Source organism: Oleiphilus sp. HI0067 (assembly GCF_001635735.1).
In genome coordinates, this window is the sequence record NZ_LWFI01000201.1 from 1 (window position 1) to 15856 (window position 15856).

General features: G+C 44.0%; 16 protein-coding genes. 9 read left to right on the top strand and 7 right to left on the bottom strand.

The window, feature by feature from the left end; genetic code table 11:
• From A3739_RS02580 to A3739_RS02595, 4 genes are all read right to left on the bottom strand, one after another.
• On the bottom strand, nt 1-666 hold a 666-nt coding region (locus A3739_RS02580; RefSeq protein WP_068500206.1), incomplete at its 3' end, for a phosphonate ABC transporter ATP-binding protein.
• 82 nt (nt 667-748) lie between these two features.
• Entirely contained in the window at nt 749-1666 is a 918-nt protein-coding gene (locus A3739_RS02585; protein ID WP_068500145.1) for a phosphate/phosphite/phosphonate ABC transporter substrate-binding protein, read from the bottom strand.
• 12 nt (nt 1667-1678) lie between these two features.
• On the bottom strand, nt 1679-2422 hold the full coding sequence (phnF, locus tag A3739_RS02590; RefSeq protein WP_068482026.1) for a phosphonate metabolism transcriptional regulator PhnF: 744 nt from the start codon (nt 2420-2422) through the stop codon (nt 1679-1681).
• 527 nt (nt 2423-2949) lie between these two features.
• A complete protein-coding gene (locus A3739_RS02595) occupies nt 2950-4158 on the bottom strand; it encodes a serine hydrolase (RefSeq protein WP_068478387.1) in 1209 nt (402 codons plus the stop codon).
• A gap of 143 nt (nt 4159-4301) precedes the next feature.
• Here A3739_RS02595 and A3739_RS02600 point away from each other — a divergent pair, with 143 nt between their 5' ends.
• On the top strand, nt 4302-4928 hold the full coding sequence (locus tag A3739_RS02600; RefSeq protein ID WP_068481067.1) for a TetR/AcrR family transcriptional regulator: 627 nt from the start codon (nt 4302-4304) through the stop codon (nt 4926-4928).
• A 145-nt stretch (nt 4929-5073) separates the two neighbouring features.
• Nucleotides 5074-6261: a carboxylesterase gene (locus tag A3739_RS02605; RefSeq protein WP_197471981.1), complete on the top strand. Its 1188-nt coding sequence runs from the start codon at nt 5074-5076 to the stop codon at nt 6259-6261.
• 99 nt (nt 6262-6360) lie between these two features.
• Here the strand turns inward: A3739_RS02605 and A3739_RS02610 are convergent, their stop codons facing one another.
• The gene (locus A3739_RS02610; RefSeq protein WP_068500149.1) at nt 6361-7497 is read right to left on the bottom strand and encodes a DUF5610 domain-containing protein; all 1137 of its coding nucleotides are present in this window, start codon (nt 7495-7497) and stop codon (nt 6361-6363) included.
• A 202-nt stretch (nt 7498-7699) separates the two neighbouring features.
• On the opposite strand from A3739_RS02610, the gene A3739_RS02615 reads away from it, so the two are divergent.
• Both A3739_RS02615 and A3739_RS28575 read left to right on the top strand, forming a co-directional pair.
• Nucleotides 7700-8149, top strand: a complete 450-nt coding sequence (locus A3739_RS02615) for a YHS domain-containing (seleno)protein (protein ID WP_068500152.1) — start codon at nt 7700-7702, stop codon at nt 8147-8149.
• A gap of 224 nt (nt 8150-8373) precedes the next feature.
• Entirely contained in the window at nt 8374-8523 is a 150-nt protein-coding gene (locus A3739_RS28575) for a hypothetical protein (protein WP_156493409.1), read from the top strand.
• A gap of 518 nt (nt 8524-9041) precedes the next feature.
• On the opposite strand, the gene A3739_RS02625 is transcribed toward A3739_RS28575, so the two are convergent.
• Entirely contained in the window at nt 9042-9542 is a 501-nt protein-coding gene (locus tag A3739_RS02625) for a mechanosensitive ion channel domain-containing protein (protein ID WP_068500202.1), read from the bottom strand.
• A 206-nt stretch (nt 9543-9748) separates the two neighbouring features.
• Here A3739_RS02625 and A3739_RS02630 point away from each other — a divergent pair, with 206 nt between their 5' ends.
• The 5 genes from A3739_RS02630 to A3739_RS02650 all read left to right on the top strand — a co-directional run bounded on the left by A3739_RS02630 (nt 9749) and on the right by A3739_RS02650 (nt 13629).
• Entirely contained in the window at nt 9749-10615 is an 867-nt protein-coding gene (locus A3739_RS02630; protein ID WP_197469213.1) for an alpha/beta fold hydrolase, read from the top strand.
• Nucleotides 10616-10699: 84 nt separating this feature from the next.
• Nucleotides 10700-10993, top strand: coding sequence for a putative toxin-antitoxin system toxin component, PIN family (locus tag A3739_RS02635; protein ID WP_197471982.1), 294 nt, complete (start codon nt 10700-10702; stop codon nt 10991-10993).
• Nucleotides 10994-11200: 207 nt separating this feature from the next.
• Nucleotides 11201-11344 carry a hypothetical protein gene (locus A3739_RS29215; RefSeq protein WP_197469212.1) on the top strand — a complete coding sequence of 48 codons (144 nt, stop codon included), beginning with the start codon at nt 11201-11203 and terminating at the stop codon, nt 11342-11344.
• A gap of 167 nt (nt 11345-11511) precedes the next feature.
• Nucleotides 11512-12438 (top strand): hypothetical protein, encoded by a 927-nt coding sequence (locus A3739_RS02645; RefSeq protein WP_068481045.1) that lies wholly within the window; start codon nt 11512-11514, stop codon nt 12436-12438.
• Nucleotides 12439-13008: 570 nt separating this feature from the next.
• Entirely contained in the window at nt 13009-13629 is a 621-nt protein-coding gene (locus A3739_RS02650) for a flavin reductase family protein (protein WP_068479319.1), read from the top strand.
• 77 nt (nt 13630-13706) lie between these two features.
• On the opposite strand, the gene katG is transcribed toward A3739_RS02650, so the two are convergent.
• Nucleotides 13707-15856 (bottom strand): catalase/peroxidase HPI (katG, locus tag A3739_RS02655; protein WP_068500208.1); only part of this gene is annotated, 2150 nt, incomplete at its 5' end.

Sequence of the window (15856 nt, forward strand, 5' to 3'; positions counted from 1 at the left end):
CACCTCACCGGCACGCAACGCGACAATTCGATCGGCAAACTCCAAGGCATAATCCAACTGATGTAAGGTACAAACGACAGTCGCACCGTGATGCTTGGCAGCAGCTTTTAAGCTATTTAAAACACTACGACTCATCGCAGGATCTAAACTGGCAACAGGTTCATCTGCTAATACCACTTTCGGGCTGGAAACAAATGCTCTGGCTATCGCAACACGTTGCTGTTGACCTCCAGAAAGCTCCGAAGCTCTGCGCATCAAGTGCTTCTTTTCCAAACCTACTTCATTGAGCAACTCAAAAGCTTTCAACTGATCTTCTTTAGGAAAGGACTTCAATAAGCTGCGTAAAAGACTCTTGTCTGGCAACAAGCCACTTAAGACGTTATGTAGGACCGATAGTCGAGGTATTAAATGCAACTGTTGATGGATCATGCCAACATGTCTCTGAAATTGTCGCAGGTTACTGCGAGTGATCGGTTCGCCATCAAAATGCACCTTGCCTGATGTTGGTTCTACGACACCATTGATCATATTCATCAATGTCGATTTCCCTGCGCCTGAAGGACCCAACAATACGCAGAACTCTCCTTGGGGAATGTTAAGAGATACATCCTTCACAGCAACGGTGCCGTCTTTAAATCGACGGCAGACTGAATCAAATGCAAGCATATCTAACACCTCGTTTTTAATGCTATCGGTATATAGCGAGAGCTCTATCCATGAGCGCTCACTCCTATACCAAGAAACCAAATTAGCGTTGACCCGCCTTGGCAATCATTTCTTCTTTTACTTGCTTCGTGACTGCACCTAATTTGGCAAGCGCATCAAAGATTTTTTGCTCATCAAATTCAGCGTCGTAACGATCAACTTTCTTACCGCCGTAGCCACGAATTTTGCTTGAATCAATCTTGGTATGGATGGTGTTAAACGCTTCTTTAAGCTTTGCCTTTAGCGAGCCAGGCAATCCTTTATTCATCGCTAGGGGTGGGTTTGGAATAGGTTGAGATTTCGCAAGAGGCTTAAACTTATCCGGGTCAATCGCACCTTTCTTAACTGCTTTACCGAACGAGTTATAGGATGCAGCCGCTGCATCTACTTTTCCTTCCGCGAGTGCCGCTAATGACGCAGAATGCGAGCCCGCCACAATAACTTTGTCGAGATCCTTCACTGGATCAATGCCAGCAGCGATAATCATGGCAACCGGAAAGTTGAATGATGAAGTAAAACTTGTGCTTCCAAATGCAACACTATGTCCTTTGAGGTCAGATATTTCGTTGATACCACTGCCTTTCTTAACGAAAATACCTGAGTAGTACGAAGAGTCACCTTTCTTGACGTCAACAGCGAGTAAATCAACACCGCAACGATTGTAAGCTTCACCATAGGTAGAAGCACCAAACCAAGCAATGTCAGCCTGGTCGTTACACATCCCCTCTACAACAGCGGCGTAGCTATTGCCCGCTTTTACGTCAAAGTGAATACCGTAATTCTTAGTGATACCATCAAAGACTGGCTTATAGTCCTGCGTAATATCATTTGTACCAGTATCCGCGGGTACCATTAAAACTCTTAGTGGATTGCCTTTTGAGCCATCTGGCAATTCCGCCAACACTGCACTAGACACAGTCAAGCAAGCCATACCGGCTGCAATTAAGCTTCTGATTTTCATAGTAATATCCTCTTAGTTTTTGAGATCGAAATTTAAAGATAATTCGGTAGCACCACCTCGAAATCGCGTAATGGCATATTCGATCGGTCGACCGCCAATCACATCGGCATTAACACTTTTTGATTTCAGTATTGGTCCGCCCTTCGGCATTAAAAGCTGAGCAGCTTCTTCAGAAGTCGGTAATGCGGCGCTGACCACGCTTTCTTTTCGAGCCAGACCGGTACCAAAATTAGACTTCAGAAAACGATGAAGAGAACCCCCTTCAAATGTATCCAGAACACCTGGAAATGCGTTGAGTGGCAAGAAATGACTTATTAAGCAGAAAGGTTGTTGCTCAACAATCCTTAAGGTTTCAAGATGTATGACATGAGCGCCACCTTCTATCTCTAATTTTTCAGAGAGAACGTCATTGGCAATGATCACTTTTTTAGCGAGTAACGCGCTTCTGGTCTCAAAACCTAAGGCTTCAAAAGCTTCAGTAAATCTTGATTGGGAGTTAATTGAATAGCTATGTACTTTATCTAGCACAAGAACGCCTACACCATGACGCCTCTCAACGGAACCTTCACTAACAAGCTCATCAACCCCCCGTCTCAAGGTATGACGGTTAACACCCAGTTTTTTTGCAAGTGCAATTTCTGAAGGAAGCGCATCGCCAGCTTGATAATTGTCGGAAATTTCTTTCTTCAACCAAAGCGCAATTTGACGATAAACAGGGACAGAACCTTCACCCCGACTAATCGAATATACAGACATCTAGACATCTCTATGTAATTTTCTCTAAGGTTATTTTTATGCTGTTACAAATCTGTGTCCTTCGCGTGACATTTAAATGACATCTATTTTTGTGTGCTTAAGGAAGAACCACAGTGCTGTCCCCGGGGCACTTAGAGAGATTAGATAATTGCTATTAAGCAAGAAACAGAATCAAGGTTGAATCTTCACTTTTAAGTTTTGAACAAGCTAAGTGAATTTGAGAGATAAAACCTAAGCAAAAGAAAATGTCCCCTTTTTCAAGAAAGGCGATGCTGGTAAATGGCGATATCCAAACTAACTCAAGGTCTCTTAAGCTCTTGAAACAGGCATAGACAAGGGAACTGAACTAAAGTCAGCTTCTGTCTAACTCCATGCATTGCTCTTTAAACAATAGATGATGCGCTTCGCTTAACCTTCGGGCCGACCGTTGGTTGTTCAACGCGCTAAAGCGCTTTTGTGCCGCCTGCGCAGCAATGACGGATTAGAACGAAGCAAAAATCCCGTTGAGCGCGAATGGCAAACTTCGATTATGACTCAATCATTTCCAATGACTTCACCACCTCACGGCAGAATGCAATGACCTCAAAAAACGACTCATAGTCATTGTCTGCAAATTCTAGATGAGCAGAGTTCTTCACAATGACGACATTGGCCTTTTGGTTGACGTAAATAAACTGCCCGTAGATGCCAATCGCATAGAACTCTTGGTCAGCATTTTCTGGAATCCACCATTGATAGCCGTAACCTAAATTGATGTAGGAGTTGTCCCGCTCACCTGGCACAAGATGCGGAGCGTCAGGCGTTACTGAAGCCTTCACCCACGCTTCTGGTATAACCTGCTCATCCTTCCATTTTCCGTTGTTAAGGTAGAGCAATCCAAAGCGCGCGAAGTCACGCGTGCGCATATTCAGCCCGCCGAGTACCATTGGCTCATTTTCATCATCAACAATGTAGTAAGTGCTCGATTCAGGTTCGATTTTCGACCAGAGCTTGTCGTCAAAGTAGTCTGCTATTTCTCTTCCTGTCGCTGCACGCAACACCATTCCTAGTACATGCGTGTCGATGCTGACGTAGTGTAAAAATGTGCCAGGTTCTTTTTCGTTTTTCAGGCTTGCCGCAAAATCATCGAATGATCCGCCTAATGCAAAGGTACGGCCAAAGCGATTAATATCAGAATTGAAGTCGTAATAGTCTTCATTGAAGGCAACACCGCTAGACATTTGCAATACGTCTTTAATCCGAACACCGTCATACCCTGTTCCGACAAGTTCAGGCACATACTCCGTCACGGATTGTTCAATGCTTTTTATGTCACCCTCTTCAACGGCGATACCAAACAGAGCAGACAAGAATGACTTCGCGACAGACCAGGAGATACGATAGTCAGTGTCTTTGGTTCCTTGATAATACTCTTCATATGTCACTGAACCGTCTTTCAACACCAACAACGCTGTCGTGCTCGTGCGCGCTAAATACTCTTCTACGCTCTGCTCGCTCTTGTAAGTAAATGCTATTGGCAATGGTGCTGGCTGACTATCAAACTTAGAGGCATCTGTTGAAGGTTTGATCTCTACCGTTGGCGCGACCTCGCGCATGTTTGAGAAGTTATGAACGATTTTATCGCCATCAAACAGAGTCATCGTGTGGTACAAACGTTCAACTTTGTCGCCTTGGAACACAGCGATCCAACCAATTACAACAAGTAATAGTAGTGCGAGTATTTTTATTATCTTCATTATGAGAGAACCTCATTTTTTTATTTATCATTTGATAAATAAACTACACATCAAAAATAAATATATCAATTGATAAATTTATCTAGGGTATGACATATTAGCCAGACGCTGATGCATTCATACGAATAGAGAACAGTTAAGCAATGGGTAGAAAAAACCGTAGCGAAGAGAAACGTCAAGACATACTCGACGCATTTGAGAACGTTATTTTGCGTGATGGGTTTGCTGGCGCATCGCAGCGAAAAATCGCTGAAGAAGCTGGTGTTAATCAGCCGATTATCCATCATTACTTTTCAGGTGGAGATGAGCTCTTAGATGCTCTATTACAGCGCATTACAGAGCGTTATCGCCAAGCCTTAAATGCATTTATCACCACGAGTGCTCAGAGCGACCAAGATCCTTCACTCGAAGACATTCTAAGCTTTTTGTGTTCTGCTGAATTTCATCAGGTGAGCCTACAGAATGAGGTGATGTTTCGATTAATCGGTCAGACAAAACACACCGATAAAACGACAAATCGCTTGGCCGAGGTTTACCACGAGCTTCTTGCTGAAATTCGTACTTATTTAGAAAAGGCGCAAGTAAACAATACCGAGCAAATCGCCTATACCATCATGTGCATCATCATTGGTCATGACTGGGCAAAAGTTTTAGGCTTTGGCGAACACAGAAACGACATGATGAGCACAACACTCATGTCGCTCGTATCTGAAACTAATGCCGACTACACCAAACGCGCAGAACCAAGTGATCTTGCTGGTGCGTTGTAGTTTTGCAGTTATAAGCAACTAGCTCAACTTCTCATGAGAACACGGTATGCATTTCAATGACATACTGTTTTCCAGCCCACCCTCTTTAAATGTTCTCTTCAGTCCCAATATTCAAATGTGTTCCTAACAACGATGACGAGCCATTTTGAAAACACTCCTTAAGAGAAATCGAAACCGCTTACTTGCTGTACTCACAAGCATCACAATCTTAAGCATGGCGACTGGCTGTTCAGCTCTCGCACACAAACCATATATTCCGATGAATGAATCGGCTCAGTACTACAATTATCTACAACCGAGTTTTTCAGATTATCTTGAGGAAAGTGAGCGTTGGTTACGTGAACACCGCGCCTATATTTCCGAGGATCATGCAAAAGAGCTAGCGATGAATATGCCCTTTGAAGTAAGACCCTCGGCACCTTCAAACAAAGCAATTCTCTTCGTGCATGGTCTTGGCGACTCACCCTATAGCTTTTCAGATTTAGGCAACACTATGGCTGAGCAAGGTTTCTATGTGCAGTCACTTTTGCTTCCCGGGCATGGTAGTAAGCCTGAGGATCTCATGTTGCCTAGCTATGAAGACTGGCAAACGATCGTTGACCATTACGCCGAGCTATTAAAGGGAGAATACGATGAAGTATGGCTAGGCGGTTTTTCAACCGGAGCCAACCTTATTACCATCAACACGATAGAACGCGGCAATGTAGATGGGCTGATTTTAGTTTCACCCGGTTATCAATCACGTGCACCAATACTCGAGAAATTCGCGCCTTTTGTCTCTCTGTTTGTGGATGGCTACAAAACCGAAGAGCAAAATTTAGCACGCTATACCTCGGCACCGATTAACGGTGCGATCGCCTATTCCGAAAGTGCGCAACGTGTGCGTGATCTGCTTGAAGAAAATACCATTTCTGTACCTGCTCTATTAATTATGAGTGAAGCAGATAGCGTGATTGACCCTGAAGAAACACAAGAATTGTTTAGCCAGCATTTCAATCATCCAACTAATCAAACCATTTGGTATGGTGAGTCCCGTTTCGACGAACCAAGTATCTTGTTTGAATCGATGCGTATTGCTGACAAACGTATAAGTACTGGATCGCATATGAGCCCACTATTTGCGCCCTCTAACTTTTACTACGGCGAGCAAGCAGAGAGAACCATGTGTTTGAATAGTATGAGCTTGCGAGATCTTAAGCACTGCAACGATGGCCGCGAAGTATGGTACTCAGCATGGGGCTATACAGAAAAAGGTAAAGTACATGCCCGCTTAACCTACAACCCGTATTATGCTGAGCTGGAATCAACAATTAGCGAAATGGCTGAGTTATAACGCGGTGTAACTGGAGAAAAGGAACGCTCTCGGTAACACCAGCACTGGAGCGTTCATTCATCAAGACGTATTTTTAAGATGAAGTGTTGAAATGGAGTGTTAAGAAAGCTTATCTAGAAGCGCATCAAAAAACTCAGACTGAGAGTTATCTCGGCCTACGGATGTATCAAAACGTTGTTGTAAGTCTTTAAGCAAAGACTCGCCTGTCTGCTCAAGCCCCACTTTTTCACTAAACTCTTGTGCGGTTTTTAGAAGCTTTTCTACGCGCTCAGCATAATCACTGAGCAAAGTTTGAATACCGAGCGGAAGCTGCGGAGCGCGATACTCATCGGGAACAGGCGTATTGAATTGAGCAGCCCGCACATCGGTTTGCTCAATAACAGAAACACTAGAAGACTGGAGATCAACGCTAAATTGAGCGATCTGCGAACTATCGAGTTCCAAAGACAATGCTTGATTAAACGCGCTCGCGATATCGCCCTCAAAAAACGAGTCACTTAAATCAGCGACTTGCTGTAAGAGATCATCCAGTGCAGCCCGCTCATCCTCGTTTAAATCACCATTCACTTGAATAGAAAACGCGCTTGCGGTCGTCGTATCGCTACTAAAACGACTAGCCGATACGCCATTAAATTGAACTGCTGAGAACTGTTCTCGACGTTGGAACAGTTCCTGTGCAGATATTTGAATACGATCACCTTCCTGAGTAGTCAACTCAAACTGAAAACTCGCTTGCGAGCGTTCAAAACTTTTTCGATCCGTTAATGCTGCAAACGAATTGCTCGACAAACTGGTCGGCACGCCCTCATCGGCAGGTTTTAAGCTTTCTTCAATTTGATCAATACGTGTGCCGATCCCTTGTTCCGCTGCGTCGATATTTGAGGACAGCTCTGGGTCTAAACGATCAAGACTTGCGATGTCTTCGCGCGCTAACTGAAAACCTTTTGCAACGCCTTCTCTTGCCTGCGCTATTAGATCTTCTAATTCAGCCTGACTCGCGCCTTCGTTTCGACGCTCAGCAATACGCTGTTCGATAAACCCTGAGACAGTATCCACTACCTTCTGAACGTCAAAGACCTTGTTCCCAGGGTCATTTTCGGGTGATGGTTTTACATCGACATCCAACCCACGCTTCAAGCCCTGAGAGAAAATCGTTGCAGTATCGCTCGGACGCTCTGAAACAAGACCATTATCCGCGCGTACATTCGGTGTTAAGTTATTGAGAAAAGAAACCACGTGTCTCCACCCTACTGAGGTATTGATTACATTTACTATGGTACGTTATCGACCGAAAACTAGGACCCTTTAAGTACAAAAAGTGCAAATTTGTTTCGCTTTATTTCTTCGATCTATTTCGCCCTCTATGTCGTAGCTAAACTTGCGTGAAACTTTTTCACTAACGACTGGTCTACAGGGCACAATAAAAAGGTCTTAAACTATGCAAACACTATTACGCTCCCTTAGTTTCGTCACCCTTCTTACTCTGTTTATATCACCTGCAAATGCCGTGGAACACGTTTATACAGATTTCTTTGGCAAGGCGATTGAAGGCTACGATCCAGTCGCATATTTCTCCCAATCGAAGCCCGTCAAAGGCGAAAGTGAGTTTACGTATGAGTGGAATGGCGCAACCTGGTACTTTGCAAATGCAGAAAACAAACAGCTGTTCATTGATAACCCTGAACAGTTCGCACCACAATATGGTGGCTATTGCGCATGGGCTGTTAGCCAAGGTTACACGGCAAAGATTGATCCTGAAGCTTGGCGCATTCACGAGGGCAAGCTCTACCTAAACTACAACCAGTCAGTGCAATTTACCTGGGCAAAGGACATCCCAGGAAACGTTAGTCGCGCCGATAAGAACTGGCCGAAACTCACATCAAATTAAGCAGAGAGAACTAGTTGATTAAACAAGACAGTGTAATTCGTCTGCCAGAATTTGTAGGTGTTCGATTACTTTAAAACCTACGCATGTTCACTCGATATAAATTCCGTCCACTCATTTGGCTCTGTTTACTCTGTTCGATCTCGCTTCAAGTACAGTCTGACCAGGCTCTTACTTTATTTGTAAAGCCTGACAGCGAACCCAAACAGTTTGCCAATGCTAATGGAATGCCGAGCGGTTACAGCCTAGAAATCGCAGCCGAAGCAATTCGACGAACGAGCTATGAGCCTAACTTAAAAGTGAGACCTTGGGAGCGAGCGCAACAAGAGGCCTTAAAGGGTGATGGCGTATTAACAGGGTTTTCGAAGACACCCTAACGCGAAAATCATTATCTATTCTCGGGCCCAATCTTAATGGATCATGTGCTGCTAGTATCTAGAAAAGATCAGTCTTTCACTTTTACTAGTTACAATGATCCGAAAGGCAAAACACTCGCAATGAGCAGAGGCAGCAATTATTCAGGCAAGTTTGCTCAACAAAAAAATCAGCTCACATTTGTAAAAGATGAAGGGACCTAGCAACGTATTCTTCTGCTTGCATCAGGAAGAGTGGACGCGGCAATATTCTCTAGGGATCGTTATCTGATGAATTACAATGCGAAAAAGCCGGACTTAGTCCTGACGATTTTGAATTTTCTGAGTAGGTCATTTCTCGCGATCCAAACTTTATCGGTATTCCAAGATCATTGAATCATCACGATGCCAAAGAAGTAAAACATGCTCTCGACAAAGCCATTCAATCCATGAGAGAAGACGGCACAATAGACGCAATACTCTCAAAATATTAGACGCAGAATACTCAGTTAGGCAGTGTCTTTTTCATCCTTCTTAGCGTCTTACTCCTCATCACTCTCTTGTTCGATAACAGGATTTTTGATCACCCCTTTTTGCAGTATCAAATTATTCGGATAAGTAATTAATTCTTCGCCTCTACGCATCAACACATGAAACAAAGTGATCTCTTCGATCACACCCCATATTTGATCATCTTTATCCATAATTCGGATCTCATCCCCAACGCGATATGGAAAACCAAAAAAGATAATTAAGCTAGCTGTGATGTTACTGAGTATTGACCACTGCGCGAACAGAGCAACGCCAATGACCGCGAAAACAGAAGACAGGAAGAATGAAATCTGAGAGTACTCAAGCCCCGATACGTTCGCTATAAGAATAAAATAAAACGCAACAATGGCGATGGTAATTGTTTTAGAGATGTAACTGATTCGATAAGGGCTTACCTCTTTGCTCTCGCCGAATTTGTTAATCGCGGCGCTTGAAAAACGAACGCTCATAAACATAGCGAGCAACAACAACGCAATAAAAAACATCACCATAATTTTATTCCCTCAAAATCACACTTCTCAAATGTAGCTTTCGACTTTAGCAATAAAATTAAGTTTCAGTACAGAAAATAAACCGTCTCTACCGTTTCATTTCTAGGATTGTCTATTTCCAAATTGCCATATTTTCTCTCTCGATGCTTTCAGTATTATTTTGCTCACGGTCTTAACCACAAGAAAAATAGCTAAAGAGATTAATAGTGAACAATACAAGCATTAATAACTTGCTCATCAATGGCATTCGCACACCTGTACTTTCGTGTGCGCCTAATGAGTGTGACCACGAAGCAGCCGTTTTATTCCTACATGGCAATCCAGGCTCTTTTAAAGACTGGCAACGCTTTGTACCGCAGGTTGGCGAGTTCTCTCGTGTCGTCGCGCCCGATATGCCAGGCTATGGAAGTGCAGAACGTCCTAAAAAATTCAACTATACCGTTGACGGTTATGCTGAGCATTTGCACGCTCTCATCGTCGAGCTTGGCATAAAGAAAGTTCATCTTGTTCTTCACGATTTTGGTGGCCCTTGGGGCTTACAATTTGCCTGTAACCACCCCGAACTCGTCAAAAGCCTCACCTGTGTGAATACCGGCCCAGCACCTGATTATGTCTGGCATGATTTCGCACAAATTTGGCGTAAACCCATTATTGGCGAGATCTTCCAATTTCTATCTACACATTGGTCTTTGCGCTTCTTTTTGAATAGAGATAATCCCAAACCTCTACCTTTGGAATTCACCAAACTCATGGTGAAAGACATAGATTGGGGTCTAAGCCGCGGCATGTTGAAGCTATACAGGGCAACAGATTTAGCCGTACTTACAAAGAAGCTTGAACGTCAGTTGAAGCAACTAAATGTTCCTGCACTTACGCTTTGGGGTGAAGGAGATAAGTACGTACCAGTCAAACATGCGCAAGCACAAAAGGAATTCTTCAACGCCGAAATACATACCATGCCTAACTGTGGGCACTGGCCTATGATCGACGATCCGGAACTATTTGAAAGTTTGTTGATTCCGTTTTTAAAGAAACAAGTAGGAGCAGAACAAGCTGAACCGCTTTGTGCATAATTTGTACTAATCATATCCTCGATCGATACAATTCAGCGACAAATCTTCACTTGTCGAATGACAGCATATATGAAGCATTAAAAAATGACTAAAATTGTTGTCGATACAAGCGTCGTAATCAGCGCCCTAATCGGAGAAGCAGGACCGAGCCGACAGATTCTAAGAAACTGTTTGACCGGTTCTTTTAGCCCAATGATTATTACCGCGTTATTCTTAGAATATGAGGACGTACATCAGCGCCCTCAGATTGCAGAGCTTTGTCCTCTACAACCAGAGGAAATCAAAGAACTGCTAAGTGCCTTTTATAGCGTATGCTACTGGGTACCAATACATTATTTATGGCGCCCCAATCTGAAAGATGAGAACGACATTTTTTAATTGAACTTGCGGTAGCCAGCAACGCACAGTTTATCGTTATAAATAACATCAAAGATCTAACTGGGGCAGAACTTACTTTCAAAGGCTTTGATGTTGTTAAACCAGAACAACTTCTTAGAGGTAAATAGCATGTCGACATTGACCATATGATTACCAGACGACAAGCATAATCGTCTAAAAGCGCTTGCTGAACACCGAAAAATTAGCATGAACAAGCTAATCGAGGAGCTATCAACTCAAGCACTTGCTGAGTTTGATACAGAAGTGCGCTTCAGCGCCATGGCCGCAACAGGAAAAACAAAGAAAGGGCTAGAGATTCTAGATAAACTGGATGCGCACTTTGGAAGCTAAGATCAATTGGCGCAAGTCAGTAATGAATGAAAAGCGGACATTAGAATTTGGTGTTTCGAACCGGTACGATTTAGTCGAGATTTACAGAGCCCAAATCATCACGATCTAGATAACCTGAAACTAGATTAATATACTCAAACAACTGATTAATTATATTCGACACCCTAATGGATTATTCTAAGTACTCTTACGCGGAGCTTATGCAAGCGCATAGCTCAATTAACAAGGAAAAGTATCCAGAGAACTACGCCAAACTTCTGATAGCGATTGATCAGTTTGAAAAAAGTGACCTTCCTGAACACCAATCGCAAGTCAAGCAATTCAATTTAGTCGTAAATGAAAAACGGAAGCAAAGAGAAAGACTCCCTGTGTCTTGGTACGCAATAATCGCTATAGTTTTTCTATGGCTAGCGCTCGATGCACATATTGATGGATATCATGGGTTGAAACGAGGCGGAGAGATAACGAGAGAAGACGATCCGTTTTGGTTCTATCTATTCGTTGGAATGTATTTAGTCGGAGCCGCCCACTCACTTTTACAAATGTTTGACGCCTTCGACCAAAGACATGAAAAAAAGAAAACATCAAACATTGATGATTCACCATCGGTTGACCCACAAGGGTCAGTTGGAAACGACGAAAAAGCACCACGAGGTTTCTTTGACTCGCTATTACTCGGGCCGGTAGATATTCCTACTGCTGAAAAAATAATCAAAATATCGATTTGTGTATCAGTGTTGATAGCGCTTCTAACAGCTTCATTAGCTGTGATGGAGCTTTACCAAAAAAGTAGTAACCTAAACCTCATATTCGCTTTAAAACACTTTATTTTAATAGATGCTTTTTTACTGCTTGTTCTGACGTTTTTCCTCTACAAGCGCCAACTATGGGCTGCGATTTGTTTGGTCGTATATTTGGTACTTAACGAAGTTATCAAGTATATAGACCTAGATAAGATCCCTTCATTATTCACAGTGCTCAAGATCCTGTTGTTTATTGGTGCTGCTCGTAGTGTTTACTTCATTGGCAAGCATAGGGGCGAGCCGAAGGACGGATCTTCGCAACAAAACAAGTCCGATGCTGATCTGATTTGAATGAAAAGCGGACTTCGACTTGTATTGATCTGAGGATAAAAGGAAATTATGCGCAATGAGTGAAAGTGTTAGCTCACCTAAACCTGCCAATGACCATGGCAAAGTTTGCCCGAAGTGTTACGAGGTTGTTGATTGGAAGGTGATACTCCGTCCTAGACTTCTGCCAAACAGGTTGCGATGCTCCAATTGTGCTTCTTCACTACATTATGAAAATAATTGGCGCTTATCTATTTATTGGAACCTGGTTACATTTCTCATAATTGTTCTTTATGTAGTCGCCATAAAATATGGTCTTCGTCCAGACAGCCCTGTCGCAATGATCTGTATCGGTTCGGGGTTGATTGGCGGTATAAGCGAAATCCTGAATTTATTGTACAAACGTAGGCACTTGACTCTAGTTGCAACCTCTTCAGATTTTTAGTTTTATTAGCACATATAAGCTTAATCTAATGTCCGCTTCTTTTGTAAAAGTTCACCTGAGCACTCTAAATTTCCCACCCGATCCCTAATTCCTCGGCTGCCCGAGTAGCCGAGTCACTTTAACGGGACTAGCATTTAGTAAGGAACAGTATGCAACTCAAGCTTTCAGAACACAGCTCTGGCGAGATATACCACCTTCTCACCCAAACGATCGTGCCGCGCCCTATTGCGTGGGTGCTGACCAAGAATTCAAATAGCGACGAAACCTATAACCTCGCCCCTTTCTCTTTCTTCAACGCATTAACCAGTGCGCCGCCTACCTTAGTTGTTTCAATCGGCAAGAAGCCAAGTGGCGAGAGTAAAGATACGCGTGCCAATCTTGGTGAAGGAGAACACTGTGTGGTGCATATTCCACAGGTCACGCAGATGCAAGAGGTCTCTGATTCAGCCGCAACACTCGATTATGGCGATTCCGAACTAGAGCGTTTGAATCTATCTCTAGAATCATTTGAGGGCTTTCCTCTCCCCCGCATCAAAGAAAGCCCTATTGCCTTTGGTTGCAAGGTCGCGAAAGTCATTGAATGGGGAGAAACACCACAAGCGCTGATTCTCTTAGAGATAGAACAAGCCTTCGTTGATGACAACTACGTCGGTGAAGATGATAAGGGCCGACTAAAAATTGATGCGAAAAATCTAAACCCATTAGCGAGATTGGGTGCGAATGAATACGCGTCGCTTGGAGATGTATTGAGCTTAGCTAGACCGAAGTAAGCTATGAAAACAAACACAAAAAAGCCTCAGTAAACTGAGGCTTTTCGTTCTTTCACTCATTGTTGATCAGACTGACTTTACGCTAGATCAAAACGATCTGCATTCATCACTTTGGTCCATGCCGAAACGAAATCCTGAACAAATTTGTCTTGATTATCGTCTTGAGCGTAAACCTCTGCGTAGCTACGCAGCACTGAGTTCGAGCCAAACACTAAGTCAACACGTGTTGCTGTAAACTTGGTATTCCCTGTCGCGCGCTCAACAATGTCGTACAAATTTTTGCCAGTCGGTTTCCACTGATACTGCATGTCAGTTAAGTTGACAAAGAAGTCGTTCGTTAAAGTGCCTTCTCGTTCAGTAAACACGCCATGCTTTGAACCGCCGTAGTTGGTACCAAGTACACGAAGTCCACCAAGTAACACAGTCATTTCTGGTGCTGTTAGGCCCATCAAGTGAGTGCGGTCTAGCAACAGTTCTTCAGAAGTCGCTGCATAGTCTTCTTTCAACCAGTTTCTGAAACCGTCGTGAATTGGCTCAAGCACTGAGAAAGACTCCGCGTCAGTTTGCTCTGCACTTGCATCACCACGTCCTGCTGTAAATGGCACTTCGATGTTTTGACCAGCGGCTTTTGCAGCTTGCTCAACCCCCACACCACCAGCAAGTACGATCACGTCAGCAACACTCGCATTGGCAGCCTGCGCTATTGGTTCAAGCACTGAAAGAACACGTTGCAAGCGCTCTGGCTCGTTACCCGCCCAACTAGCCATTGGTTCAAGACGAATACGCGCACCATTTGCACCACCTCGGAAGTCAGAGCCGCGGAATGTACGTGCACTATCCCATGCGGTGGTAACTAGGTCTGACACACTCAAACCACTTTCAGCAATTTTTACTTTCACAGCAGCTACATCAAAATCGCTATTTCCTGCAGGTGTTGGGTCTTGCCAAATCAAATCTTCCACAGGAACTTCAGGACCAATGTAACGCCTTTTAGGCCCCATATCGCGGTGCGTTAACTTGAACCAAGCACGCGCAAATACTTCTGAAAAATACTCAGGGTCATTGTAAAAACGCTCTGAGATTTTGCGGTACTCTGGGTCTACTTTCATAGCCATATCGGCATCGGTCATCACAACACGGGTTGGATCAGCTTGATCATCAATCGCAGCAGGGCGATGCTCATCTTTCAAGTCGACCGGCTCCCACTGCCATGCACCAGCTGGGCTCTTCTTAAGTTCCCACTCGTAGTTCAATAGCAAGTCAAAGTAACCGTTATCCCACTGCGTTGGGTTTGTGGTCCATGCACCTTCAACACCACTTGTTACCGTATCGCGGCCTGTTCCTGCTTTGGTCTTATTCATCCAACCAAAACCTTGGTTTTCGATTTCAGCACCTTCTGGTTCTGGGCCAAGCTCACCTGCATCGCCGTTACCGTGTGCTTTACCAACGGTGTGGCCACCAGCTGTGAGCGCGACTGTCTCTTCGTCATCCATCGCCATGCGTTTGAAGGTATCGCGCACATCTCGCGCTGTTTTAAGCGGATCAGGGTTACCATCGACACCTTCTGGATTTACATAGATCAAACCCATCATGACTGCCGCTAATGGGTTCGCGAGTTCACGATCACCTGAGTAACGGCTATCTGGATTATCAGAAGGCGCTAACCATTCTTTCTCACTACCCCAATAAATATCTTTTGGTGGCTCCCAGATGTCTTCGCGGCCAAAACCAAATCCGAAGGTTTTCAAGCCCATTGATTCATAAGCAACCGTACCGGCATATGCGAGTAAGTCAGCCCAACTCAATTTATTTCCGTATTTCTTTTTGATCGGCCAAAGCAAACGACGTGCTTTGTCTAAGTTTCCGTTATCGGGCCATGAGTTTAACGGCGCGAATCGTTGATCACCTGAGCCCGCACCGCCACGGCCATCAGCCTCTCGGTATGTACCAGCAGCGTGCCAAGACAAACGAATCATCAAACCGCCATAGTGTCCCCAATCTGCTGGCCACCAATCTTGGCTATCGGTCATTAAATTGATGAGATCTTGTTTTAGGGCAGCGAAATCAAGTTTGGCGACTTCGCTCTTATAGTCGAAGGCTTCTCCAAGAGGGTTCGTTTTAGAATCGTGTTGATGAAGAATGTCCAAGTTCAGTGACTTCGGCCACCAGCTTGGTTCAGTTGTTTCTTTGCGGGTTGCTCCGCCGTGCATTACTGGGCATTTACCAC